Origin of the sequence: Nocardia sp. NPDC047654, assembly GCF_043205035.1 — a bacterium.
Lineage (GTDB): Bacteria > Actinomycetota > Actinomycetes > Mycobacteriales > Mycobacteriaceae > Nocardia.
In genome coordinates this window covers 1-24,008 of sequence record NZ_JBIDDF010000002.1, presented here as the reverse complement: position 1 = coordinate 24,008, position 24,008 = coordinate 1, and the positions used below count along the sequence as shown (strand labels likewise).

The 24,008-nt window shown below is 67.3% G+C and carries 25 protein-coding genes, 1 tRNA gene and 1 pseudogene; 15 read left to right on the top strand and 12 right to left on the bottom strand.

Annotation, left to right across the window (positions count from 1 at the left end; translation table 11 throughout):
• Positions 1-2: 2 nt before the first annotated feature.
• Together ACGF7Y_RS08685 and ACGF7Y_RS08680 are read left to right on the top strand one after the other, a co-directional pair.
• A complete protein-coding gene (locus tag ACGF7Y_RS08685; protein WP_393231101.1) occupies positions 3-1,931 on the top strand; it encodes an ABC transporter ATP-binding protein in 1,929 nt (642 codons plus the stop codon).
• Between the two features lie 49 nt (positions 1,932-1,980).
• Entirely contained in the window at positions 1,981-2,595 is a 615-nt protein-coding gene (locus ACGF7Y_RS08680; RefSeq protein ID WP_084499007.1) for a putative glycolipid-binding domain-containing protein, read from the top strand.
• 294 nt (positions 2,596-2,889) lie between these two features.
• Here the strand turns inward: ACGF7Y_RS08680 and ACGF7Y_RS08675 are convergent, their stop codons facing one another.
• Positions 2,890-3,828: a prephenate dehydrogenase gene (locus ACGF7Y_RS08675; protein WP_393231098.1), complete on the bottom strand. Its 939-nt coding sequence runs from the start codon at positions 3,826-3,828 to the stop codon at positions 2,890-2,892.
• A 70-nt stretch (positions 3,829-3,898) separates the two neighbouring features.
• On the opposite strand from ACGF7Y_RS08675, the gene ACGF7Y_RS08670 reads away from it, so the two are divergent.
• The 4 genes from ACGF7Y_RS08670 (at position 3,899) to ACGF7Y_RS08655 (ending at position 5,604) form a co-directional block, all read left to right on the top strand.
• Entirely contained in the window at positions 3,899-4,438 is a 540-nt protein-coding gene (locus tag ACGF7Y_RS08670) for a tRNA adenosine deaminase-associated protein (protein ID WP_040864375.1), read from the top strand.
• 43 nt (positions 4,439-4,481) lie between these two features.
• On the top strand, positions 4,482-4,916 hold the full coding sequence (locus ACGF7Y_RS08665) for a nucleoside deaminase (RefSeq protein ID WP_357123370.1): 435 nt from the start codon (positions 4,482-4,484) through the stop codon (positions 4,914-4,916).
• Between the two features lie 67 nt (positions 4,917-4,983).
• Positions 4,984-5,071 (top strand) — tRNA-Ser (locus tag ACGF7Y_RS08660).
• Positions 5,072-5,148: 77 nt separating this feature from the next.
• Positions 5,149-5,604 carry a deaminase gene (locus ACGF7Y_RS08655; RefSeq protein ID WP_393231095.1) on the top strand — a complete coding sequence of 152 codons (456 nt, stop codon included), beginning with the start codon at positions 5,149-5,151 and terminating at the stop codon, positions 5,602-5,604.
• 6 nt (positions 5,605-5,610) lie between these two features.
• Here the strand turns inward: ACGF7Y_RS08655 and ACGF7Y_RS08650 are convergent, their stop codons facing one another.
• The 5 genes from ACGF7Y_RS08650 to ACGF7Y_RS08630 all read right to left on the bottom strand — a co-directional run bounded on the left by ACGF7Y_RS08650 (position 5,611) and on the right by ACGF7Y_RS08630 (position 9,317).
• Positions 5,611-6,447, bottom strand: a complete 837-nt coding sequence (locus ACGF7Y_RS08650) for an antibiotic biosynthesis monooxygenase (RefSeq protein ID WP_393231092.1) — start codon at positions 6,445-6,447, stop codon at positions 5,611-5,613.
• A gap of 116 nt (positions 6,448-6,563) precedes the next feature.
• Positions 6,564-7,970 carry an amidohydrolase family protein gene (locus tag ACGF7Y_RS08645; RefSeq protein WP_393231090.1) on the bottom strand — a complete coding sequence of 469 codons (1,407 nt, stop codon included), beginning with the start codon at positions 7,968-7,970 and terminating at the stop codon, positions 6,564-6,566.
• Positions 7,971-8,022: 52 nt separating this feature from the next.
• Positions 8,023-8,640: a carboxymuconolactone decarboxylase family protein gene (locus ACGF7Y_RS08640; protein WP_393231087.1), complete on the bottom strand. Its 618-nt coding sequence runs from the start codon at positions 8,638-8,640 to the stop codon at positions 8,023-8,025.
• Position 8,641: 1 nt separating this feature from the next.
• Entirely contained in the window at positions 8,642-8,965 is a 324-nt protein-coding gene (locus tag ACGF7Y_RS08635; RefSeq protein WP_393231084.1) for a hypothetical protein, read from the bottom strand.
• Between the two features lie 55 nt (positions 8,966-9,020).
• Positions 9,021-9,317, bottom strand: coding sequence for a DUF6191 domain-containing protein (locus ACGF7Y_RS08630; protein WP_393231081.1), 297 nt, complete (start codon positions 9,315-9,317; stop codon positions 9,021-9,023).
• Positions 9,318-9,483: 166 nt separating this feature from the next.
• Here ACGF7Y_RS08630 and ACGF7Y_RS08625 point away from each other — a divergent pair, with 166 nt between their 5' ends.
• The gene (locus ACGF7Y_RS08625; RefSeq protein ID WP_040864380.1) at positions 9,484-9,684 is read left to right on the top strand and encodes a hypothetical protein; all 201 of its coding nucleotides are present in this window, start codon (positions 9,484-9,486) and stop codon (positions 9,682-9,684) included.
• Between the two features lie 213 nt (positions 9,685-9,897).
• Positions 9,898-10,152: a hypothetical protein gene (locus ACGF7Y_RS08620; RefSeq protein ID WP_051174791.1), complete on the top strand. Its 255-nt coding sequence runs from the start codon at positions 9,898-9,900 to the stop codon at positions 10,150-10,152.
• A gap of 57 nt (positions 10,153-10,209) precedes the next feature.
• Here ACGF7Y_RS08620 and ACGF7Y_RS08615 read toward each other — a convergent pair whose 3' ends face one another.
• Positions 10,210-12,504 carry an MMPL family transporter gene (locus ACGF7Y_RS08615; RefSeq protein WP_393231078.1) on the bottom strand — a complete coding sequence of 765 codons (2,295 nt, stop codon included), beginning with the start codon at positions 12,502-12,504 and terminating at the stop codon, positions 10,210-10,212.
• A gap of 202 nt (positions 12,505-12,706) precedes the next feature.
• Between ACGF7Y_RS08615 and ACGF7Y_RS08610 the strand changes: the two genes are divergently transcribed.
• The 5 genes from ACGF7Y_RS08610 to tgt all read left to right on the top strand — a co-directional run bounded on the left by ACGF7Y_RS08610 (position 12,707) and on the right by tgt (position 18,889).
• The gene (locus ACGF7Y_RS08610) at positions 12,707-13,297 is read left to right on the top strand and encodes a TetR/AcrR family transcriptional regulator (RefSeq protein WP_393231076.1); all 591 of its coding nucleotides are present in this window, start codon (positions 12,707-12,709) and stop codon (positions 13,295-13,297) included.
• A 36-nt stretch (positions 13,298-13,333) separates the two neighbouring features.
• Positions 13,334-13,837: an RrF2 family transcriptional regulator gene (locus ACGF7Y_RS08605; RefSeq protein WP_393231074.1), complete on the top strand. Its 504-nt coding sequence runs from the start codon at positions 13,334-13,336 to the stop codon at positions 13,835-13,837.
• An 88-nt stretch (positions 13,838-13,925) separates the two neighbouring features.
• Positions 13,926-15,659, top strand: coding sequence for an ABC transporter ATP-binding protein (locus ACGF7Y_RS08600; RefSeq protein WP_393231072.1), 1,734 nt, complete (start codon positions 13,926-13,928; stop codon positions 15,657-15,659).
• Positions 15,656-17,560: an ABC transporter ATP-binding protein gene (locus ACGF7Y_RS08595; protein WP_393231069.1), complete on the top strand. Its 1,905-nt coding sequence runs from the start codon at positions 15,656-15,658 to the stop codon at positions 17,558-17,560. The genes ACGF7Y_RS08600 and ACGF7Y_RS08595 overlap by 4 nt, the downstream gene beginning before the upstream one ends.
• A 57-nt stretch (positions 17,561-17,617) precedes the next feature.
• The gene (gene tgt / locus ACGF7Y_RS08590; RefSeq protein ID WP_393231066.1) at positions 17,618-18,889 is read left to right on the top strand and encodes a tRNA guanosine(34) transglycosylase Tgt; all 1,272 of its coding nucleotides are present in this window, start codon (positions 17,618-17,620) and stop codon (positions 18,887-18,889) included.
• 67 nt (positions 18,890-18,956) lie between these two features.
• Here the strand turns inward: tgt and ACGF7Y_RS08585 are convergent, their stop codons facing one another.
• Positions 18,957-19,736, bottom strand: coding sequence for a queuosine precursor transporter (locus ACGF7Y_RS08585; protein ID WP_393231063.1), 780 nt, complete (start codon positions 19,734-19,736; stop codon positions 18,957-18,959).
• A gap of 29 nt (positions 19,737-19,765) precedes the next feature.
• Between ACGF7Y_RS08585 and ACGF7Y_RS08580 the strand changes: the two genes are divergently transcribed.
• Entirely contained in the window at positions 19,766-20,284 is a 519-nt protein-coding gene (locus ACGF7Y_RS08580) for a DUF4190 domain-containing protein (protein WP_040864386.1), read from the top strand.
• Between the two features lie 75 nt (positions 20,285-20,359).
• Here the strand turns inward: ACGF7Y_RS08580 and ACGF7Y_RS08575 are convergent, their stop codons facing one another.
• The 3 genes from ACGF7Y_RS08575 to ACGF7Y_RS08565 are packed head-to-tail and all read right to left on the bottom strand — an operon-like array spanning position 20,360 to position 22,542.
• Complete coding sequence (locus ACGF7Y_RS08575; protein WP_393231060.1) at positions 20,360-21,040, bottom strand: RDD family protein; 681 nt, start codon at positions 21,038-21,040, stop codon at positions 20,360-20,362.
• A 46-nt stretch (positions 21,041-21,086) separates the two neighbouring features.
• A complete protein-coding gene (gluQRS, locus tag ACGF7Y_RS08570; RefSeq protein ID WP_393231058.1) occupies positions 21,087-22,043 on the bottom strand; it encodes a tRNA glutamyl-Q(34) synthetase GluQRS in 957 nt (318 codons plus the stop codon).
• A gap of 16 nt (positions 22,044-22,059) precedes the next feature.
• A complete protein-coding gene (locus ACGF7Y_RS08565; protein ID WP_393231055.1) occupies positions 22,060-22,542 on the bottom strand; it encodes a DUF309 domain-containing protein in 483 nt (160 codons plus the stop codon).
• A gap of 423 nt (positions 22,543-22,965) precedes the next feature.
• On the opposite strand from ACGF7Y_RS08565, the gene ACGF7Y_RS08560 reads away from it, so the two are divergent.
• Positions 22,966-23,175: a DUF397 domain-containing protein gene (locus ACGF7Y_RS08560; RefSeq protein WP_391460737.1), complete on the top strand. Its 210-nt coding sequence runs from the start codon at positions 22,966-22,968 to the stop codon at positions 23,173-23,175.
• 98 nt (positions 23,176-23,273) lie between these two features.
• Here ACGF7Y_RS08560 and ACGF7Y_RS08555 read toward each other — a convergent pair.
• A pseudogene (locus ACGF7Y_RS08555) lies at positions 23,274-24,008 on the bottom strand (cytochrome b); the annotation flags it as partial.

The following is a 24,008-nucleotide window of genomic DNA, read 5'->3' as shown; positions in this document are numbered from 1 at the left end:
CGATGACCGCGACGATCTCTGACGCGAAAGACGAAGCACCGGAGCCCGTTCCGGCCCGCGAGGAAGTCGCGGCCGACTGGCGTGGCATCGCGGGCGAGGACAAAGCGGTCACCGAGACCGGCAATCTGGTGCTGGCCGGGCGCTCCCGTCGGCTGCTGCTCGACCTGATCAAGCCCTACCGCAAGCTCACCGCGCTCGCGCTGGTGCTCATCGTGCTGGACAACGTCGCGAAGGTGTCCGCGCCGCTGTTCATCGCGCACGCGCTGGACACCGGCATCGCGCGCGGCGTCGAGGGGAACTGGGGGCCGCTGGCCGGGAGCGTGGCCGGTTTCCTCGGCTCGGTCCTGCTCGGCGTGGTCTGCACGTACTCCTTCCTGCGGGTGTCCGGCAGGCTCAGTCAGAGCGTGCTGTTCGACCTGCGGGTACGCGCGTTCACGCACGTGCAGCGGCTCAGCGTCGCCTTCCACGAGAAGTACACCTCCGGCAAGGTGGTGGCGCGGCTCACCGGCGACATCGAGACGCTCCAGGATCTGCTGGAAAGCGCCCTGAACCAGGCGTTGAGCGCGATCCTGTCGGTGCTCACCATCGCGGCTCTGCTGATCTACCTGGATCAGGCTCTCGCCGCGATCGTGCTGGTCGGATTCGTCCCGCTGGTCATGGTCACGCGGTGGGCGCAGCGCAGGCAGCGAGCGGGCTACCGGCGCACGCGCGCCGCGATCGCCAAGGTGGTCGTGCAGTTCGTCGAGTCGATGGGCGGCATGCGGGCGGTGCAGGCGTTCCGCCGGGAACAGCGCAACGAGTCGGTGCTCGCGATCGAGGACTCCGAATACCGCCAGGCGACCACCGCGGCGATGCGCGGCATGGGCGACTACGCCGGGCTGACCAAGCTGCTCGGCAACCTGACCACGGTCACCGTCATCGTGGTCGGCGCCTGGCGGGTGATCGAGGGTGACCTCGCGGTCGGCGTGCTCGCGGCCTACCTGCTGTACCTCAACGAGTTCTACGGGCCGCTGGACGAGCTGGCGCAGGTGTTCAACGCCTACCAGTCCGCGGCGGCCGCGCTGGAGAAGATCTCGGGCGTGCTCGAGGAGGAGCCGTCGGTGCCAGAGCCCGCGCGACCGGTGGCATTGGAGAAGGCGTCGGGCGCGGTGCGCATGGAGAAGGTGTGGTTCGGTTACTCGTCCACGCGGAAGGATGCCCACTCAGCGCCGTCCACCGAACCGGGTGAGCCCGATCGGCGGGCGCGACCGGTGCTGCCGGAATTCACCCTGGACATCCCGGCCGGGCAGGTGATCGCGCTGGTGGGCGCGACCGGTGCCGGCAAGTCGACACTGGCGAAGCTGCTGACGCGGTTCTACGACCCGTCCGGCGGCACGGTCACCCTGGACGGCGTCGACCTGCGCGAGGTGTCCGACGCCGACCTGCGCCGCAACGTGGTGATGGTCACCCAGGAGTCCTACCTGTTCTCCGGTTCGGTGGCCGACAACATCCGGTTGGGCAGGCCAGAGGCCACCGACGCGGAGGTGTTCGCGGCGGCGCGCGCCGTCGGACTGTACGACTTCGTGCAGGCGCTGCCCGAGGGCTTCGGCACCGACGTGCGCAAGCGCGGCGGCAGGCTCTCGGCGGGGCAGCGGCAGCTGGTGGCGTTCGCGCGGGTGTTCCTCGCCGACCCGGCTGTGATCGTGCTGGACGAGGCCACCTCGAGCCTGGACATCCCCAGCGAACGGCTGGTGCAGCGGGCGCTGGAGACCGTGCTGCGCGGGCGCACGGCGGTGATCATCGCCCACCGGCTGTCCACGGTGGCGATCGCGGACCGGGTGCTGGTGCTGGAATCCGGCCGGATCGTCGAGGACGGCGCGCCGGACGCCCTGATCGGAGGCAGCGGCCGGTTCGCGGGCCTGCACGCGGCGTGGCGGGAGTCGCTGGTGTGATGAGCGGCGGTTGTGCGGGCCGGGGGCGGGTGTCGCTTACGGTAGATACGTGACGACCCCAGCCCCCGACCCCGAGCGCCCCGCCGCGAGTCCGCAGGAATCCCGGTGGCCGGCGATCCTCACCTGGCGCGCCCACGACGCGACCCGGATGGAGTCGGTGCGGGTGCAGCTCAATGGCAACCGCATCCGCGCCGCCGGGCGCATGATCGGCGGCGCGAGCGCGGATCACCCCGCCTTCAGCGCGTCATACGACCTGGTCACCGACGAGAACGGTGCGACGAAGCGGCTGTCGCTGCGCACCACGACGGCCGCCGGTGAGCGGCACGCCTCGATCGCCCGTGACGAGGAGAACTACTGGCTCGTCGACGCGGGCGGCAACCATGTGCGCTCCACCTTCGCAGGCGCCCTCGACGTGGACGTGGTGCTCAGCCCGTTCTTCAACACGCTGCCGATCCGCCGCTACGACCTGCAACACGCGGTCGAGGACGTCCAGGTCCCGGTGGTCTATGTCCGCCTGCCCGACCTGCTCGTCCAAGAGGCCACGCTGATCTACAGCAGCGCCGCCGACGGCATCAGCGTGCTGTCGCCGGTCTCCAGCGCCACGGTCACGGTGGATGCCGACGGCTTCCTCCTGGACTACCCGGGGCTGGCCGAACGGATCTGATAGCGGTGCGGATGGTGGCCCGAGCTGCGCATGTGGCAAGCCGGGGCCGCACCGAGTTGTCGCGACCCGCTCGTGGGTCCGACGGGTACGCGTCCAGCGCCGAGCCGGGACGCTGGGCGGTCCAGATCGCGATTCTCGGGGAACCGGGCCGGACATCGCACAGTCCACCGAGCCGATCTCGACGCGGTGATGCCGTGCTGGTCATGCTGAGGGCCCGGATCGTCGAGTTCCCTGGCTGTCGCCGAGGCCGCGCCGACAGCATGACGTGCCGCGGGGCGCCGTTGGAGCGCGAGGTCAGCCCAGCTGCGTGATGACGCCACCGCGCTGTCCGGCCGCCCGCAGGTCTTCCAGCCAATTCTGGTCTCCCGGGCGGGTATCCGTGATCTCCCAACGCCGCGCGGATTCGTAGCGTCCTCGGGCGTCGTGCCCGGCCTCGACCAGATCCGCCAGGGATGTCTCCTCGCGCAGGCTGTCGCGGGCCGCGCCGAGCACGGTGAGCGTTTCGTCCAGAACGTCCAGCAGCGCCGCCGAATTCGGTTCGCAGATCGCGCGGACCAAACCGGGCGCCGTGCCCGCCACCCGGGTGCCGTCGCGGAACGATCCGGCCGCCAGTCCCAGCGCGAGATCGCCCCCGGTCGCGCCCGCCAGAGCCAAGGCCTCGGCCAGCACATGCGGGAGATGGGAGATGCGCGCGACGGCGCGATCGTGCTCCGCGGCCACCACCGGTACCACCACCGAGCCGCAGTCCAGGGCGAGCCGCGCCACGCGGGTCCACGGCTCCGCCCGGGTGCCCTCGTCGACGCCGACCGCCCACACCGCGTCGCGGAACAACTCCGGATCGGTGGCGGCCCAGCCGGATTCGGATGTACCCGCCATCGGATGACCGCCGACGTACCGGTCGGCGAGCCCGTGGTCGCGCACGGCCGCCGCGACCGGCGCCTTCACGCTCACCACATCGGTGAGCGCGCACTCGGGGGCGTAGGTGGCGATCGCGGAGAGCATGTGGTCCACCGCGGGCATCGGCACCGCGACGACGATCAGCGCGTCGGTTCCCGCGGCGCGGCGCAACGCGGCGGGCAGATCTTCGGTGACGTCGAATCCGTCGGCGCGGGCGGCCTGCGCGCCCGCCGCCGACCGGTTGTATCCCCAGCCGTCATAGCCCGCGGCGACGGCCGCGCGTAATAGCGATCCACCGATCAGACCGGTCCCGAGGACGCACACGGGTGCTTTCATCGCCGAAGTCACCCGAACAGATTGGCACACGACTTCAACATTTCCGCTCGAGCAGACTACCGTTGCGGCCATGGCAGCACAGCGCTCGGGCACGAACAGGGCGGCGTCGGACGATTACGACGACGTGGAAGGGTTCGCAGTGGCGGTTGTCCGCGAAGAAGGCAAATGGCGGTGCAGTCCGCTGAGCCGGGACGCGCTCACCGATTTGTCCGCCGCGGAAAACGAACTGAAGGCTTTGCGCAGCTCCGGAGCGGTGTTCGGCTTGCTCGACATCGACGATGAGTTCTTCATCGTGCTCCGGCCGGCGCCGAGCGGGACCCGCATGCTCGTCTCGGACGCCACGGCCGCGATCGATTACGACATCGCCGCGGACGTCCTGGAGGCCCTGAACGTGGAGATTCCGGATATCGATCCGGATGAACTGGACGACGTCGAGCCGTGGGAGGAGGGCGACCTCGGGGTGCTCGCCGATCTCGGCCTGCCCGAACCGGTGCTGAGCGTCATCCTCGCCGAGACCGACCTGTATCCGGACGAGCAGCTCGGCATGATCGCCCAGCGTCTCGGCTTCGCGGGCGAACTCGCCGCGGTACTGGACAAACTGCCACGCTGACGTGGGTGTTCTCCCGGACGACCCGATTTCGTCGGACGCCGACATGGTGCGTGCCGCCATCAGCGCGGCGGCGGCCGCCGGGGATCGTGACGTGCCGGTCGGCGCGGTGGTGTTCGACTCCGCCGGAAGGGAACTGGCGCGGGCCGCGAATGCGCGGGAAGCGCTCGGCGATCCGACCGCGCACGCGGAGATCCTGGCGCTGCGCCGTGCCGCCGCGGTGCACGGCGACGGATGGCGGCTGGAGGGCGCCACCCTCGCCGTCACCCTGGAGCCGTGCACGATGTGCGCGGGCGCGCTGGTGCTCGCGCGGGTGGGCCGCCTGGTCTTCGGGGCGTGGGAGCCGAAGACCGGCGCTGTCGGGTCGCTGTGGGACGTGGTGCGCGACCGTCGTCTCAATCACCGCCCCCAGGTGCGCGGTGGAGTGCTCGAGGACGAGTGCGCGGCACTGCTCGACGAGTTCTTCCGGACCCAGCGCTGAGCCCACGGGGCAGCGCCGGTCAGCAAGCGATTTAGTGATCCGGCGACGGTCCGGTATGGTTGTCGGCGGTGGCGTGTCCGAGCGGCCTAAGGAGCACGCCTCGAAAGCGTGTGAGGGGTAACCCCCCTCCGAGGGTTCAAATCCCTCCGCCACCGCTCCAGCCCCTCATCTGTTCGCGCAGGTGAGGGGCTTTTCATCTTTCGCGGGACTAGTGCCGAAGGAGGGTGATCCGGTGACCGAGCCCGACCACCACTACTGGATGTACCGGGCCATCGAGCTCGCGCGCCTGTGCCCGGTGGCCGAGGGGGCGTTCTCGGTGGGCGCGGTGATCGTCGCCGACGGTGTGGAGATCGCGACCGGCTACTCGCGCGAGTCCGATCCCAAGGAGCACGCCGAGGAGGCGGCGCTCGGCAAGCTCGACCAGGCGGATCCGCGGCTGGGGCGGGCCACGCTCTACAGCACGCTGGAGCCCTGCTCCGAACGCGGAACGAAGGACCGGCTGCCGTGCACCGACCGGATTCTGCGGGCCGGTATCCCGGTCGCGGTGATCGCGTGGCGCGAGCCGTCGACGTTCGTGGTGAACTGCGTCGGTGTGGAGAAACTGCGGCAGGCGGGGGTCACGGTGCTCGAACTGCCCGAACTGGCCGAGGCGGCGATGTCGATGAACCGGCATCTCGACCTGTCCTGAGCACGCTCAGTCGTAGTCCCAGTACTGCAACCAGCGCACCGACGCGAACAGCAACAGCGTCAGCGCGTAGAGCGCGACGACCACCGCCGCCCCCGCGACGCTGATCCGCAGGCCCGCGCCGTCGATCGGATCGAGCCACCGGCGGAACCGGCTCGCCACCGCGGGCGACAGGTAGTAGCTCATCAAGCCCACGCTCACGATCTGGCTGAGCCACAACGCCAGCCACGGTGACGCTCCCGCCCGGTCCAGCACCGGGCCGAGGAAACGCGACAGCACCATCACCGTCGGATACAGCACCAGCAACACCAGCATGGCGGTCTTCCACGTCGGCGTCATCCTGGTCTCGCCGTCGACCGTTCGCACGGTCGAGCCGAACGGCGTGGTGTGCGCCTGCACGGTGAAGTCCTCGGTCAGCTTCGCGCGCAATTCCGGTAGGGTGGCGGCGCGTTCGTCCGAGCCCAGCCAATCCGACAACTGCCGCTCCGTACGGAATCGGAGCACCGAAAACCAGCGCCCGCCGTCCGACGGGAAAAGGGCGGCGCCTTCGAATCCCGGAAACGTGGAACTCACCGCGACGAGCCGTGCCTCGGTGGCCTCGAATTCGGCTTCCTTGTCGCGCGCGACGCTGTGCCGGAACACGCCGATACCCGGCGGTGGCGACCCGCCTTCGACGATGACCAGATCCGAGCTCTTGCAATGAAAACCGAGCGTTGTGCCGTCGGCCAGTGCGGCCGCTCGTTCGGCTGAGTCCAGAAATGCGTGCAGTGCGGGTTCGGATCGGAATGTGACGCTGAAACCCGGTTCGAGAAGCGCGCCTTCGGTGACCGCCATGGAGGAACTCACGAATCCGTCCATTCGACGGGCGATTTCGGTGATCCGCATGAGCCAGTCCCGAAAATCCCCGTCGTGCGCCGGTCGGTGAAAGACCGTTACGGCGGTAGCGGCGGCGTCCATCGACGCTATGCGACGTCGATGCGGCGACCCCGCACATAGACCTCGGTGATCGCGGGTTCGCGGATACCCATCAGCAGCGCGAACAACGTCTGATCCCGGGCCAATGCGGGGTCTTCGGAACGAATACCCTGTGCCAGCGTGTGTTCCAGAGCCGGAACGCGCGCCGGTTCCACCACGATGAAGTCGGCTTCCTTACCGACGTCGAAATTCCCGAAACGATTTTCCATATCCAAGGCGCGCGCCCCGGCCAGCGTGCCGGTGAACAACATTTCCGCCGGATGCATCGACACCCCGTGCTCGCTCGGCTCGGAGATGTGCACCTTGAACGCGGCCGCCAGCACCTGCGGGATCAGCCATTCGTCGCCACCGCCGTAATCGGTGCCCGCGGCCACCGTGACGCCGGAGGCGAGCGTCCGCTTCCACGGCATCGTGCCGGAGCCGAGGAACTGCTGCGACACCGGACAATGCGCCACCGACGTGCCCGTTTCGGCCATCCGCGCCAGCTCGACGTCCTGGCAGTGCACGCAGTGGGCGAGGATGCTGCGCCTACCGAGCAGGCTCTTGCCGCCCACCGCCGATCCGGGCAGGAATTTCCCGTCATAGGTGTCCAGATAGGTGGTCACGCCGTAGGCGTGCTTGGTGGTGTCGACTTCCCCGGTTCCCGGACGGTTGTTCTCGTTGAGATGAGTGTGGAAATAGACGCCGCGTTCGCGCACCGAGTCGTAAAGCTCGCCGAGGTTGTTCAAGGTTCGCCGAGTCACCGCCAGCGAAAAGCGGGGGACGATCGCCACGTGCAACAGGGCGGTATCCACGTCACCGGTGTCGGCGGCGTGCCATTTGTCGATCTCCTCGCTCGTCAAGCGGATGGCGTCGTCTTCGGTGGTGATCAAGGGCGCTGCCGACGGCTCTCCGGTCGTTTGGATGCCACGGCCGCCGACCATCCGGAGACCACGTCGGCGGGTTTCGGCGAACAGCGCGTCTTGCGCGTGCGGGAACGCCGAGCCGAACACCATCGCCGCCGTGGTGCCCGCGGCGATGCGCCGGGTACAGAATTCGGCTGCCGCCGATTGCGCGAACTCCACTTCGGCGTAACGGGATTCCGCCGGATAGATGCACAATTCCAGCCATTCCAGCAGTTGGCCGCCGCCGTAGGAATCTCCCGCGAAGGTCTGCGGGAAATGAACATGGGTGTCGACGAACCCGGGAAGCAGGAATCCGGGTCGATGGTCGAACACTTTTTCGGCGCGGTACTCGTCCGGGATATCCGAGAGCGTTCCGCAGAATACGACCCGACCACGGTCGTCGATTATCAAAGCCCCGTCCGGGACGTCGGCCAGCGCGTCGGGCGCATCGCGGGCAGCAGGGCTACCGGCGATGTGAAAAATGTGCCCCAAGTGGACTTGGCTCACCATTCGAGGAGAACACACATCGATCCGGTACGCGAGTGAATCGCGGGAAAAGCGGTCAGACGCCGCGCGAGAACAATGTCACCGGCGGCGGCATACGGTAGCCGGCGAGTTTGATGAATCGGGCGCTCACGCTCGGCTGCCTGCCCTCCAGCGGGCCCGCCCCGACGGCGTTCATCATCCGGTTGATCACGTTGAAGCAGGTGCCAACCCAGACGGCCTCGTCGAACGCGTCCCGGGAAACCCCCGCCAGCCGGACCACGGCTGCGTCCTGCGCGGTCAATCCCTCGGGATCACGGGCCATCTTCGCGAGGAAACCGAGCATGGCGCGCGCCTCGGGGCGCAGCGGGGAATCCGTGCCGTCGGCCAAAGCGCGAGTCACCACGTCGGCGTCGATGTACGCACCGGCGATGGCCTCGTGCGAAGTCGCGCAGAACGGGCACTCGTTGGCCTGGGAGGTGTGCGTCGCGAAGATCTCGCGTTCGGCGACGGTCCAGTACGACGGTCCGCGCATGGCCTCCTGGATCAGGTCCGACAGCGGCGATCCGAAGAACCGATGCCGATAGAACAGCACCTTCAGCACCGCGGGGACCTCGACGCCGCTGAACCGACGCATGGTCCACAACACGAACCTGGTGGGCCGGTCGTGGCCGGATCGCACCGCTTCGAGCCACATTTCAGTTCCCCTCCCACGCCAGCTGCGCGGCGCGCAGGCGCCGGTCGGCCGCGCCGTAGGCGGCGACCGCGGTCGCCTCGAATATCTCGTCGTCGGTGTGCCCGGCCGCTTTCAACGCCGCGATCTGCTGCTCGGTGACCCGGTAGGACCGGTCGGCCACCAGATCGGCGAAGGTGGCGAGTTCCGTCGGGTCGTGCGGGCCCGGATCAGCTGTTGCGGCGGCTCTGGCTCGCAAGACGCGGCGGATCTCGCTCGACAGCCGCCCCGGTGCGGTCTCGAGGTGCGCACCGAACCGCTCCCATTTCTCACTCATCGAGCCACGCATGGGCCCATTCTGGCCGACGACCGCCGCCTTCGCTGGAAATCGCAGGCGCGCAGCGTCAGTCGCTACCGCCCTCCGCTTGCTTGCGAAGCACCACCCGGTGGTGCTCCAGGTCGACCCCGACCAGCGGTGGCGCGCCCTCGTCCTGCTCGTCCCGCAGCATCGACACGGATTCGCGATGGTCCAGCTCCATGCGCTTGGTCGCGTAGAACAGCGCGGTGAACTCGTCGGTGAACGTGCCGGAGACGGGGGTTCGGCGGCGCCTGCGACGTTTGTTCACGGTCAGCTCGTAGACCGCCACCAGTACGAGCAGGATCACCCATCCGGGGATCCACCACTGCAACACCGATGCCATGCCTACCAAAGCTACCCGGCCGCGCCGAACCGATTCGAAAATTGCTCGTTTCACGGCGGGTAACGGGTGAGATCGCGGGTATACGCCCGATACGGAAAGTGCGGGAAGGACGCGATGCCAGATGCGCCGTCGGACAGTCCGCGCGGGAACGATGCGCGAGAGAAACATGAGAATCGGAAGTGTAATCGTCTTGATCTGGTTGCTGATCGGCGTGATCGCCGCAGCACAACGCCACTACTTCGACAGTGGGCCGGTGAACTGCGCCGGTTTCGGCACCATCGCCGTCACTGTCATCGCGGGACCGCTCAACTACATGGGCGTGAATCCGAAGGTCGCGGATTGCAATGTCCCGCAACCCAGTCCGTAGTTCGATCGAGTGAATAGCGGACGGCCGGGTGGGCATGCGCACCCGGCCGTCCGCTATTCGTACGCTCGGGACGAGCCGCGAGTTGAGCGGTCTCAGATGTGAACTGAACATTTGCTATTTACAAATGTGTGCGTATCACTCTGGTGTTTGTTGGATAGCTGTCGGTGCGGCCGGGTATTCCCCTTTACGGGGTGCACGGAAGGAACCGATGAGATGCGCGACTACGAATCCCGTGCGCGTGCCAGACGCGGGCCGGGCGCCGGCTCCCGGGTATTCGGCTTCCTGCTGCTGGCCTGGCTGGCGATCGGGTTGCTCGCGGCCGGTCAGCGGCACTATTTCGACAGCGGGCCCCCGCTGAACTGCGCCGGTTGGGGCACGATCGGTCTCACCGCCCTCGCGGGCCCGCTCAACTACGTCGGGGTGAATCCGCGAGTGGGTGACTGCGAACTTCCGCAACCGAGCCGGTGAAACGCACTCGGCCCCGCATCCGGAATCCGGATGCGGGGCCGAGCCATGGCCGTCGAATCAGCTGACGCCGACCGGTTCTTTCGCCGTCTCGGCCGAACGCCGCTGCAACTCACGCAGCTTCGAGCCCTCGACGTCGATGTCGGGCAGGATGCGGTCGAGCCACTTCGGCATCCACCACGACCACTTGCCCATGATCACCAGCAGCGACGGAATCAGCACCATCCGGACGATGAACGCGTCCAGCAGCACGCCCACCGCCAAGGCGAAGCCGAACGATTTCGCGGTCACGTCGGTCTCCAGCAGGAAGGAGCCGAACACCGAGATCATGATGATCGCCGCCGAGGTCACCACGCGCGCGCCGTGGTGGTAGCCGGCGACCACCGCGTCCTTGGCCGACTTGCCGTGCACGAACTCCTCGCGCATCCGGGTCACCAGGAAGACCTGGTAGTCCATCGCGAGGCCGAACACCAGGCCGATCAGCATGATCGGCATGAAGCTGACCAGCGGATGCGGGTCCTCGATCAGGCCGAGCTTGCCCTCCTGGAAGATCAGCACGGTCGCGCCGAAGGTCGCCGCCATCGACAGCAGGAACCCGAGCGCCGCGGTGAGCGGCACCAGGATCGACCGGAACACCAGGATCAGCAGGACGAACGCCGCGCCCGCCACGATCGCCAGGTAGGGCACGATCTTGCTGAGCAGCACGTGGTCGACGTCGGCGTAGATCGCCGTGGTGCCGGTGATGCCGTACTCGATGCCGTACTCGGCCTTCAGCTGGCCTTCGGCCTCCCTGGCGTCCTGCACCAGGTCCTTGGTGGCCTGGTTGTTGGGCCCGGACTTCGGGACGCCGTCCAGCAGCGCGCCCTGCTGGTCCTGGCTCCACTGCGGCTCGGTGACGTAGTCCATGCCGGGGTAGGACGCGAGCTTGTCGCGCAGCGCCCGCACCGCCGCGTCCCGGTTCTCGGCGGGCACGGCGCTCAGGTCGACGGCCACGTTCAGTATGCCGTTGCTGCCCTCGCCGAAGCCCTCGGTGCGCAGCTCGTAGGCCTTCCGGATGGTGGAGGTCTTCGGCATGCTGTCGTCGCCGGGCAGGCCGAGGTTCAGGCCTGCCGCGGGGGCGGCGAGCGCGCCGAGCACCACGACGCTCAGGATCAGCGCGACCCACGGCACGCGGCCGATCAGCCTGCCGAAGCGCATGCCGTTGGTGACCGAGGTCTCGTCCTCGGGATCGTGCTGGGCGACGACCGGCAGCTTCGGCTTGAACAGGAAGCGACCGAACGCGCCGAGCAGCGCGGGCATCAGCGTGATCGCGGTGAGCACCGCGAAACCGGCGGCGATCGCGCCACCCAGGCCCATGAAGGTCATGAACTGGACGCCGACGATGCTCAGGCCGGCCAGCGCGATGATGACGGTCAGACCGGCGAACACGACGGCGGAACCGGCCGTGCCAAGCGCGGTGCCCGCGGCCTCTTCCGGCGAGTCCTGGACCGCGAGTTCGTGCTTGTACCTGGACACGATGAACAGCGCGTAGTCGATGGACAGCGCGATGCCGATCATCGAGGCGAGGAACGTGGTGAAGCTGGGGATCTCGATCACCGAGGTGCCCAGCATGATCAGCGAGGTGGCCGCGCCGAGACCGACGATCGCGGTGACGATCGGCACGAACGCCGCGACGATGGCGCCGAACGCGACGATCATCACGACCAGCGCGACGGCCATGCCGATCATCTCGGACTTGCCGCTGGGCGCTTCCTGCTTCTGCGCGATCGAGCCGCTCATCTCGACGGTGAGCCCGGCGTTACGCGCGCCGGAGGCGACGGCGTACGCCGCTTCCCGGTGCGCGTCGGTCACGTCGGTGAACTTCGCGATCGTGAACGGGACGTTGATCACCGCCACGGTCGCGGGCGCGGTCTGGCTGAGCACGTTCAGCGGGGCGCCACTGCACTGCGCGGGGTCGGGGTTGGCCAGGCAGCCCATCTTGTCGGCCGCTTCGACCGGGTTGACGATGGGTTTGCTGTGATCGACGATGTCGAGCCTGCCGAGATCGGCGATGAACGCGTCCAGCGCCGCACGGTTCGCCGGGTCGGTCAGCTTCTGTCCCTCCGGAGCGGCGGCGACATAGGTGCCGGTGACCGCGTCGAACTTGAACGCGGCGGAGGCGCCCGGGAAGTGCTTGTCGAGGATCTCGTTGGCACGTTCGGACGGCAGGTTCGGCATGCTGAAGTCGTTGCTCATCGGCTTGCTGAGCTGTGCCCCGAGACCACCGAGGAGCACGAACAAGACGAGCCAGACGGGAAGGACTATCCATTTCCGGCGGAAAGCGAACTTTCCCCATCTGTACAGATAAACGGACACGAGTGGTTCTCCTAGCGATGACTGGGATCGTGCTGGGTCTGCGTGTAGACAGCACTCGCGGGGGTGCCCTGCCTACCTCCGCCTCCACTGACGCTTTCTGCCTACCGTGCGGTAGGTAGACTACCCAGGAGCTAAGCGGAGGAACAACCTCTATTCTGCGGGCGACGTTCGCTCGATGCGAAGGTGATGAGAGGATCATCGAATGTCTGTGCGTGACACACCCGGCGCTGTCGCCGCAGGTGGAGGCACTAAAAGCGCGATTCGAGACGCCGCGGTGAAGCTGTTCGGGGCCAAAGGATTCGAGCAGACCAGCTTGCGCGAGGTCGCGGATGCGGTAGGAATCACAAAGGCGTCGCTCTACTATCACTACGCGTCGAAGCTCGATCTGCTATTGGCGATCATCGATCCGATCGTCGATCACATGCGTTCGGTGGTGAACGATCTGGATCGGGTACCGCACGACGCCGAGAGCATCCGCCAGGTGCTGCGCACATATCTGCGCGGCCTGATTCATCACCGTGACGCCGGGGCGCTGGTCGTGCGCGACACCGTCGCCATCATCAACGCCATGGCCGACCGCTATCCGGATCTCATGGACGCCAGTCGGGCGCTGCGCGAGTGGCTGGCCGGCCCGGACGCCACCGAGGAGGCGCAGCTGCGCGCCTGCGCCGCGCTCGAGGTGATCGGTGTGGCGCTGGTATCCAAGGAACTCGTGCCTGGTGCGGACGATTCACTGGTGGAATCCTCACTGCTGGATGCCGCGACCTGCGTGCTGGCGGGCGGCGGCGCGTAGATTCGTGCTATCCCCTCGACGCCAGGAGTCGCTGCTGTGCACATCACCGCGAAGGTCGATTACGCGGTGCGGACGCTGCTCGAGATCGCCAGTGCGCCGCGACTGGACCAGTCCGTCGTCGGGCTCGGCGCACCCCTCGTGCAGGCCGCGCCCGTGGTCAAGGCCGAAGCGATCGCCACCGCCCAGCGGATTCCGCCGAAAGTGCTCGAGTCCGTGCTCGGCGAGCTGCGCCGAGCCGAACTGGTGATCAGCAGGCGCGGTCCGGACGGCGGCTACTGGCTGGCCAGGGCCGCGGCCGACATCTCCATCGCCGACGTGATCCGCGCGATCGAGGGCCCGCTGGCGTCGGTGCGTGGCGCCCGGCCCGAGGACGTCCACTATTCCGGTGCGGCCGAACCGTTGCAGCGGGTGTGGATCGCGCTGCGGGTCAACATCCGGGCGGTGCTGGAGAACGTCTCCATCGCCGACATCGCGAACGATCGGCTTCCCGGATTCGTCGAGGCGCTCACCGAAGACCCGGGCGCCTGGGCGCGTCGCTAGCTCCGCATACCCTCGACTGGAGAGCATTCATGCAGGTCAGAAATCTTCGCGACGCCTCGCGCCGACAGCCGGTAGCCTGCGATTCATCATGCTGACCAGACTCCTTCGTTCGCATCTGTACCCTTACCGCGCCCAGCTGGCGGGGGTTGTTGCGCTTCAGCTGGTTTCCGTGATCGCGATGCTGTATCTGCCCAGCCTGAACGCGGACTTGATCGACAACGGCGTCACCAAAGGTGATCTCGGCTACATCTGGACCACCGGCTTGTGGATGCTCGCGGTCACGGGGGTGCAGATCGTCGCCTCGGCCGCTTCGGTCTATCTCGGCGCGCAGGCGGCCATGGGCGCGGGCCGCGACCTGCGCGGCGCGCTGCTGCACCGCGTCGGCACGTTCTCCGCGCGCGAAGTGGGGATGTTCGGCGCGCCCTCGCTGATCACCCGCAATACCAACGACATTCAGCAGGTTCAGCTGCTCATCGTGATGTCGGCGACCATCCTGGTGATGGCGCCGATCATGTGCGTGGGCGGCATCATCATGGCCTTGCGCGAGGATCTCGGGCTGTCCTGGCTGCTGCTGATCGCGGTGCCCGCGCTGGCTTTGGCCATGGGCGTGATCATCTCCAAGATGGTGCCCGGCTTCCGCGACATGCAGGCCAGGATCGATGAGGTCAATCGGGTACTGCGCGAGCAGATCACCGGTATCCGCGTGGTGCGGGCGTTCGTACGGGAACGGCAGGAGACCTGGCGCTTCGGGCTGGCCAACACCGAACTCACCGACACCGCGCTGCGGGTCGGCCGGTTGATGGCGCTGATGTTCCCCACGGTCATGCTGATCAGCAATGTCACCGCGGTCGCGGTGATCTGGTTCGGCGGGCACGCGATCGACGCCGGGCACATGCAGATCGGTTCGCTCACCGCGATGCTGTCCTACATCATGCAGATCCTGATGGCCGTGATGATGGCCTCGTTCCTGGCCATGATGGCGCCGCGCGCCGCGGTCTCCGCCGACCGGATCGGCGAGGTGCTCGACACCGAATCCTCGGTGCACCCGCCGCGTTTGCCGCAGCCGTTCACCGACGACCCGGCCATCGTGGACTTCCAGTTCGCCGAGTTCGCCTTCCCCGGTGCGGAAAAGCCGGTGCTGAAGGCCATCCGTTTCCAGGTGCGTCCCGGCACCACCACCGCCATAGTCGGCTCCACCGGCGCCGGGAAAACCACGCTGATCAACCTCATTCCCCGGCTGATGGACGTCACCGACGGCGCGGTCTACGTCGGCGGCACCGACGTTCGCCACATCGACCTGGAGGTATTGCGTTCGCAGATCGGCCTCGTCCCGCAGAAGGGGTACCTCTTCTCCGGCACGATCGCGAGCAATCTGCGCTACGGCAATCCGCACGCCACCGACGACGAACTCTGGCGCGCACTCGAGATCGCGCAGGCCGCCGATTTCGTCCGGGAGATGCCGGAGGGGCTGCAGACACCTGTCGCTCAGGGCGGCACCACCGTTTCCGGAGGCCAGCGCCAGCGGTTGGCCATCGCGCGAGCGCTGGTGAAGAAGCCGAGGGTGTATTTGTTCGACGACTCGTTCTCCGCGCTCGACGTCGCGACCGACGCCAGGCTGCGCGAAGCGCTGAAGCCGGAGACCTCGGACGCGTCGGTTGTCATCGTCGCGCAGCGCATCGCCACCATCCGGGACGCGGATCAGATCGTGGTGCTCGAGGACGGCGCGATGGCCGGGATCGGCACCCACGAGCAACTGTTGCGGGATTGCTCGGAGTACCGGGAGATCGTCGAGTCGCAACTGAGTGCCGAGGAGGCGCGATGAGACCCGGAATGCCCACTCCCGGTGCGCCGGACGCCAAAGCGAAATCGTTCGGACCATCGCTGAAGCGGCTGCTGCGCAGGCTCGCGCCGGAGCGTTTCCAGGTCGGGCTGATCATCGCGCTCGTCATCGTCTCCGTGGTGCTGAACACCATCGGGCCCTACATCCTCGGCAAAGCGACCAACCTCGTCTTCGACGGCGTGGTCGGCAAACAGCTGCCGTCCGGGGTGACCAAGGACCAGGCGATCGAAGGCCTGCGAGCCAAGGGCGACAACACCTTCGCCGACATGCTCGGCGCCATGGACGTGGTGCCCGGCGTCGGAGTGGACTTCGGCGCGGTCGGCCGGGTCCTCGCCCTGGTGCTCCTGCTGTACATCGGCGCGGCCGTCTTCGGGTGGTTGCAGGGCTATCTGCTCAACGTCGTGATCAATCGAACGGTGAAGCGGCTGCGCGGCGAGGTCGAGGACAAGATCCATCGGCTTCCGTTGCGCTACTTCGACTCCGCGCCGCGCGGTGACGTGCTCAGCCGGGTGACCAACGACGTCGACAACGTCTCGCAGAGCCTGCAGCAGACCATGAGCCAGCTGCTCATCTCGGTGTTCTCGGTGCTCGGCATCCTGGTCATGATGTTCTGGATCTCCTGGCAGCTCGCGGTGATCGCCTTGCTTACCGTGCCCGCCGCCATCGTGGTCACCGCGCAGATCGCGAAACGGTCCAAGCCGCACTTCATCGACCAGTGGAAGTACACCGGTCTGGTCAACGCCCAGGTCGAGGAGGCGTACTCGGGGCACGAGGTGGTCACCGCGTTCGGCCGTAACCGCGAGGTCGGCAAGGAGTTCGACCAGCGCAACGAACAGCTCTACCAGGCCAGCTTCAAAGCGCAGTTCATCTCGGGCATGATCATGCCCGCGATCATGTTCCTCGGGAACGTGAACTTCGTGCTGGTCGCGCTGGTCGGCGGCCTGAAAGTGGCCACGGGCAGCCTCTCGCTCGGCGAGGTGCAGGCGTTCATCCAGTACTCCCGTCAGTTCAGTCAGCCGCTGACCCAGCTCGGCGCGATGGCCAACCTGTTGCAGTCCGGCGTCGCCTCCGCCGAGCGGATCTTCGAGATCCTCGACGCCGAGGAGCAGAGCCCGGACCCGGTGATGGCCGACGCGCGTCCGGTCGACCGCGGCCGGGTGGAGTTCGAGGCCGTCTCGTTCCGCTACGAACCCGACAAGCCGGTGATCGAGCGACTGTCGCTGGTGGCCGACCCTGGGCACGTGGTCGCCATCGTCGGGCCCACCGGCGCGGGCAAGACCACGCTGGTGAACCTGCTCATGCGGTTCTACGAACTGGACGCGGGCACGATCACCATCGACGGCGTCGACATCACCGAGATCACCCGCGACCACCTGCGCTCGCGCATCGGCATGGTGCTGCAGGACACCTGGCTGTTCCGCGGCACCATCCGGGAGAACATCGCCTACGGCAACCCGAACGCGAGCGAAGAAGAGATCCTCGCCGCGGCGCGCGCCGCCTACGTCGACCGTTTCGTGCACGCGCTGCCCGACGGCTACGACACGGTCATCGATGAGGAGGGCTCCGGCGTCAGCGCGGGCGAGAAACAGCTCATCACCATCGCGCGCGCGTTCCTCGCCAAGCCGTCCATCCTCATCCTGGACGAGGCGACCAGCTCGGTGGACACCCGCACCGAGCTGCTGGTGCAGCACGCCACCGCCGCCCTGCGCCGCGACCGGACCAGCTTCGTCATCGCCCACCGCCTGTCCACCATCCGCGACGCCGACCTGATCGTCGTCATGGAGGCGGGCCGGATCGTGGAACACGGCTCGCATGAGCGTTTGCTCGAGGAGCGCGGGGCGTACTACCGCCTGTACAACGCCCAGTTCGCGGGAGCGGTGTGAGGCGGGCGAGCGGTGGGCTGGTTCGGGCGGCGGGTGGCGAACTGCGAGGATAGCGGGGTGTCCGGTCCCGAATCCTTCTCCTTCACCGTCGGTACGCGCCTGGACGGGCGGCACGGCCGGTCCGGTGTGATCGCCACGCCGCACGGGGCGATCGCCACGCCCGCGTTCATCCCGGTGGGCACCAAGGCGACGGTCAAGGCGGTGCTGCCGGAGACCATGCGGGAACTCGGCGCCCAAGCGCTGCTGGCCAACGCCTACCACCTCTACCTGCAACCCGGCGCCGACATCGTGGACGAGGCGGGCGGGCTCGGCGCGTTCATGAACTGGCCGGGACCGACCTTCACCGACAGCGGCGGGTTCCAGGTGATGTCACTGGGGGTCGGCTTCAAGAAGGTGCTGGCGATGGAGGCGGTCGACGTGCGCAGCGACGACGTGATCGCACCCGGCAAAGAGCGGCTGGCCACCGTGGACGACGACGGGGTCACCTTCCGCTCCCACCTCGACGGCTCCGCGCACCGGTTCACCCCCGAGGTGTCGATGGGCATCCAGCACCAGCTCGGCGCCGACATCATGTTCGCTTTCGACGAACTCACCACGCTGCTCAACACCCGTGCCTACCAGGAGCGATCGGTACAGCGCACGCACGAGTGGGCGCAGCGCTGCATCGACGAGCACGAGCGGCTGACCACCGCGCGCACGCATCGTCCGTACCAGGCGCTGTTCGCCGTCATTCAGGGCGCGCAGTACGAGGACCTGCGCCGGAAGGCGTGTCGAGGGCTGGAATCGATTCGCGGAAGTGCGGGAACGGGATTCGACGGCTACGGCATCGGTGGGGCGCTGGAGAAGCACAACCTGGGCGCTACCGTCGGTTGGTGCTGCGACGAGCTGCCCGAGGACAAGCCGCGTCACATGCTCGGCATCAGCGAACCGGAGGACATCTTCACCGCGATCGAGAACGGCGCGGACACCTTCGACTGTGTGAATCCGTCCCGGGTCGCCCGCAACGCCGCGATCTACGTCGACACCGGCCGCTTCAACATCAACACCAGCCGCTTCCGTCGCGACTTCACCCCGATCGACGAGAACTGCGACTGCTACACCTGCGCCAACTACACGCGCGCCTACATCCATCACCTGTTCAAGGCCAAGGAGATGCTCGCCTCCACGCTGTGCACCATTCACAACGAACGGTTCACGGTTCGCCTGGTCGACCGCATCCGGCACAGCATCGATGGTGGCTACTTCGATGAGCACAAGGCCGAGACTTTAGGGCGTTGGGGGAGGGGAAAGGCTTTCCGGGAACACGACGGCGCGGGTCCGCAAGGCTGATCGGGAGCTCCACGGAGCCGCGATCGTCTCTTGCGGCGCCCGCGCCGCAGGGTGGTCGGGGAACTCGTCAGGTGCGCAGTGGATCCACTCCGGTCGGCGCGTAGCTGGGTTCGTGCTTCTTGAGCAACGCGATCACCCGGTAGGTGATCGGGAGCACGACCACCTCGCAGAGGGTCTTCCAGAGGAAGCCGATGATCACGTAGTTGAGGAACTGCTGCCAGGTATCGATGCCGATGGCGCCCGCGGCGATCGAGCAGAAGATCAGCGTGTCGGCGAACTCGCCGACGATGGTCGATCCGATGAGCCTGGCCCACAGGTACTTTTCCTTCGTCCGCTCCTTGATCAGCACCAGCGTCGCGGAATTCAGCAGCTGGCCGACGAAGTACCCGGCCAGGCCCGCGATGACGAGCCGGGGCGTCGTCCCGAGGACGGTGCGGAACGCCTCTTGGTTGTCGTAGAAGCTCGCGGCGGGCAGCCGGATCGCGATGGCGAAGCACGCGACCGTCAGCAGCAGGGCGGCGAAGCCGTAGTAGATGGCCCGGCGGGTGGCGCGGAAGCCGTACACCTCGCTCAGTACGTCGCCGAGGATGTAGGCCAGGGGGAACAGGAAGAAGGCGCCATCGGTCGCGATCGGCAGGACTTGTAGCGGCCCGAGCGACACCGACCGATCGCCGAGGAACTCCACCCCCTTGGTGGCGCAGATGTTGGAAATGATCAGGGTGGCAGTGAACAGGGCCACGATCGGTGCGTAGTACCCCCGCGCGACCTGGGCAAATGCCGCATGGTCCGCGGGGCGCCCAGACCCGCCGTGCTCTTGCGTGGTTTTCGACTCACTCACCCGCATCATCCAACCAGGTTGTGGAATACGCTGTAGCAATGACGAATCCCGGCGATTCCGACGAGTGGTGGAAGCAGTACGGCGGCCAAGGCGTGTCGCCGGAGTCCGGTGGGCAGAGTTCGGTCCCGCAGTACCCGAGTCCTGAGCAGCAGCCCTCGGGTTACCCGTCGGCGCCGCAGTACCCGGTACAGCCGCCCTCGCAGCCGATGACGCCGCCTCCGCAGCCGCAGTATCCGTCCTACCAGCAGCCCGTGCAGCCGTACGGTCAGCCGAACTACGGCTACCAGACTCCCTACCAGCCCTACGGAGTCCCGGCGCAGGGCACCAACGGCATGGCGATCGGCGCGCTGATCTCATCACTGGTCGGATTCGTCACCTGTGGGCTCGGCTCGATCGTCGGCATCATCCTCGGGGTGATCGCGCTGAATCAGGTCAAGCAGAGCGGTCAAGAAGGACGCGGCATGGCGCTGGCGGGCATCTGGATCGGTGTCGGCGCGATCGTGCTCGGCATCCTGTGGTTCGTCGTCGTGATCATCGCGGGGGCGACCAGCACGTAGCGGCACGGCCGGGAAAGCAACAGGGGCGCACCCGATCCGGGTGCGCCCCTGCGCTTTCGATATCGCTGTGGCGGATCAGGCCTTGACGACCTGGGTGCCGCCGGCGAACTTGTCGTGCCAGCCCTGCTTGTTCGGGTCCTGCGAGATGGTGACCATGATGTAGATCGCCAGACCAAGCGAGACCAGGCCGCCGACGCACGGAATGATGTTCGCCGCGACGAACGCGTTGCGCTTCAGCGAGGTGACCGGGTCGATCTTGGCGGCGCCGCCCGGGGCGAGCACCTTCAGGCCGAGGATCTTCTTGCCGAGCGTGGTGCCCTGCGAGGTCTCCATGCCGACGAAGTAGCCGAGCTGGACCAGGGTCCACACCAGGCCGAGCCCGATGGTCAGGCCCACCGAGTTGTTGACCAGGATGTACAGGATGAAGTACGGGATCATCAGGATGATCGCGTCGATGACGCGGGCGCCGATGCGCGTGCCGAGGTCCCCCGGCTGACCGCCGTAGGCGTTGAACCCGGGCTGTTGCGGGTACTGACCGTAGGGATCCTGGCCGTACTGCGGCTGCTGCTGACCGTACTGCGGCTGCTGCCCGTACTGGGGCTGCTGCTGGCCGTATTGCGGCTGCTGGCCGTACTGGGGCTGCTGCTGGCCGTACTGGGGCTGCTGCCCGTACTGGTCGCCCCCCTGCGGGTACGGCTGCCCGTACGGCTGCCCGCCCTGAGGATACTGGTTGGGGTCGTACCCACCGCTTGTCATAGTTGTTTGTCCTCGTCGATTGATCAGTAGTTGGACGATGCGTACGTTACGGACATGGGCTGCTTCGCAACAACCCATGAACGTCGAGTATCCACGGTTCGCGGGGCAGCCGCCGGGTGTCGAAACACGCGAGTAGCTCGGACGACGATGTCGCGGTGAAGCCGAGCGAAGCGGCCAGTGCCGAGACTACTTCCTCCGGCGTGTTGCCGAGCGCCGATCGTTCGCGGAGTGTCACCGCCCCATCCCGTTTCGCCAGTCGCCGACCGTCCGTATTGAGCACCAACGGCACGTGCGCGTAGCTCGGCACCGGCAGGCCGAGCAGGGTCGCGAGGTAGGCCTGGCGCGGGGTCGACGGCAACAGGTCGTCGCCGCGCACCACCTGGTCGACGCCTTGGGCCGCGTCGTCCACCACGACGGCGAGATTGTAGGCCGGGACGCCGTCGCCGCGCCGCAGCACCACGTCGTCCACCGGGCCGCGGTAGCGACCGTGCAGCTCGTCCCGCACTTCGAACTCGGTGACCGTGGCGCGCAGACGCAGCGCGGCCGGACGACCCTCGGTGCGCAGCCGGGCCCGTTCCGAGGCGCTCAGCGTGCGGCAGGTGCCGGGGTAGGCGCCCATCGGCCCGTGCGGCGCTGTCGCAGCTTTCTGGATTTCCCTTCGGGTGCAGAAGCATTCGTAGGTGAGACCGGCGGCGGCGAGGTGATCGATGGCCGCCTCGTACCGCGCCGACTGCTCGGACTGGCGTACCACGGGTCCGTCCCAGTCCACGCCGATCGCCGCGAGGTCGTCCAGTTGCCGCTGCTCCGCACCGGGACGCACCCGGTCCAGATCGTCGATCCGCAGCAGGAAGCGGCGGCCGGTGGACCGAGCGAATGCCCAGGCCAGCAGCGCGGTGCGGAGATTGCCCAGATGCAGGTCCCCGGACGGGCTCGGCGCATACCGGCCCGCGCCCGGTTCGGTCACGGGACCGGCGGTAGACGATGAGGTGCGCACGTCGGCCATGGTAGGAGCGACGCGCTCAACCGCGCAGACGCGGCCGAAGGTCGGCGTCCGCCGGTTCGTCGCCCGCATCCAGCGTGGCGAGCAGGGCCTCGGCGTGGGCGACCAATCCGGCGAGGTCGATATCGTAGGGCGCTCGCCCGCTCTCCGGCTGGTATGCCGTCAACCGCGACACAGCGCGGGCGAGCAGTGTACGCGCTCCCTTCGGATTACCGCGCTGTATGTGGGTCAGCCCGACAGCGAACTGCGCGAGCGCTTGCCACAGCATCCGCTCGGCGAACGGTCCGTTCTTCCATGCGGCCTCTAAAACCTCGTGTGCGTTGAATGCAAGTCCGTCGTCCAGCAGTTGCTGGGCGAAGGTCAAGGTTTGCTGGGGTGGAAGATCGAGATCGTCCGGAATTCGGGCAACTCCGGTGCTCCCGGGAGGCAGCGGCCGCCCGAGACGGTCGCGCGGACGGGCATTACGGGCGCGACCTGCGTCGTCACGAGCGCGTTCGACCATAGGTTCCATCATGCACGGCCGCGGGGGCCGCGTCGACGCGCCCCGTGGGCGAGCATGAATTGTGCTCCGATAACAGAGCAATCACATCCGTTAAAAACATTGTGGTACGCCAGTGTTCAGAATGGATGAGGGAGGCTGGCAATGCTCCCGCAACTTCCGCACTTCGCAAACGTGTGTGGTTGCGATGGTTGAATAGGCAAGAGGCGGGCAAACTTTCGAAGGACCTGCTAGTGTTACCGCGCGGGGACAGGCCCCGCGCGAGGTTAATTTCCTCTCGAACTCGATGTGCGATATCTACGCACCGGGAAAGTGCGCTCCGGCACGGGGTGCACCACGGGATTCGGCTTTCCAGTCGGGTACCGATGCTAGCTGGAACGATGTCAGGAGAAATCTCGCTCTCGACGCAGCAAAGGAGCTAGTGCCGTGGAGGTTGATTGGACGGGCGCTGTGTGGCGCAAGAGCACATACAGCGGTCCGGATGGGAACTGCGTGGAAGTCGCTTTTCTCGTCGACGGCAATGTCGCGGTTCGTGACACCAAGGACAGTGGACGTGGCCCGGTCTTGGCGTTTGCGCCGGGCGAGTGGGATGCATTCCTAATAGGGTTCTCGACGGGAGAGTTCCGGCGCGGCTGAACCGCTCCGGAATGGCCTGAACAAGGCAAAGCGGGCCCCGGGTCGTGTGGACTCGGGGCCTTCGCGGTTTTCGGGCGGTTCGGCCGCGGCGCGAATCCCTAGTGCGCGGAACCGTTTCCGTCGCCGTTCGCTCGTTGCTGAACCTTGCGCAGCACGGCGAGCTGCCTGCGTTCCTCTTCGTGCTCGATCTCGAAGTGCCGCACGCTCTCCCCGCGCGGATCCGCACGCAGGAAACTGCCGGTGCCCGGCTTGCCGGCCGCGCCCAGCTTGCTCATCTTCTTCGGGACGGGTGCGCCCTGGTACTCCAGCGGAATCGGGTGGCCGTGCGCGTCGACCGGGCCGAGCGGCTGATGCACCTCGATGTATTCGCCGTGCGGCAAGCGCTTGACCACTCCGGTCTCCACCCCGTGCTCGAGCACCGCGCGGTCGCTGCGCTGCAAGCCGAGGCAGATGCGGTAGGCCAGCACGTAGGCGATCGGCGGCAGCAGCAGGATCCCGATGCGGCCTGCCCAGGTCGTCGCGTTCAAGGAGATCTGGAACTTGTAGGCGATGATGTCGTTGACGCACGACAGCGTCAGCACCACGTAGAACGCGATCGCCATCGCGCCGATCGCCGTGCGAACGGGCACGTCGCGGGGGCGTTGCAGCAGGTTGTGATGGGCGCTCCTATCGCCGGTGAGCCGCTTCTCGATCCAGGGATAGGCGATCAGCACGGTGAACACCAGACCCATGAGCAATGCGACCCAGAACACCGCGGGCACGGTGTAGCGGCCCAGATACAGCTCCCACGGCGGCATCAACCGGGCCAAGCCGTCGGTCCACATCATGTAGAA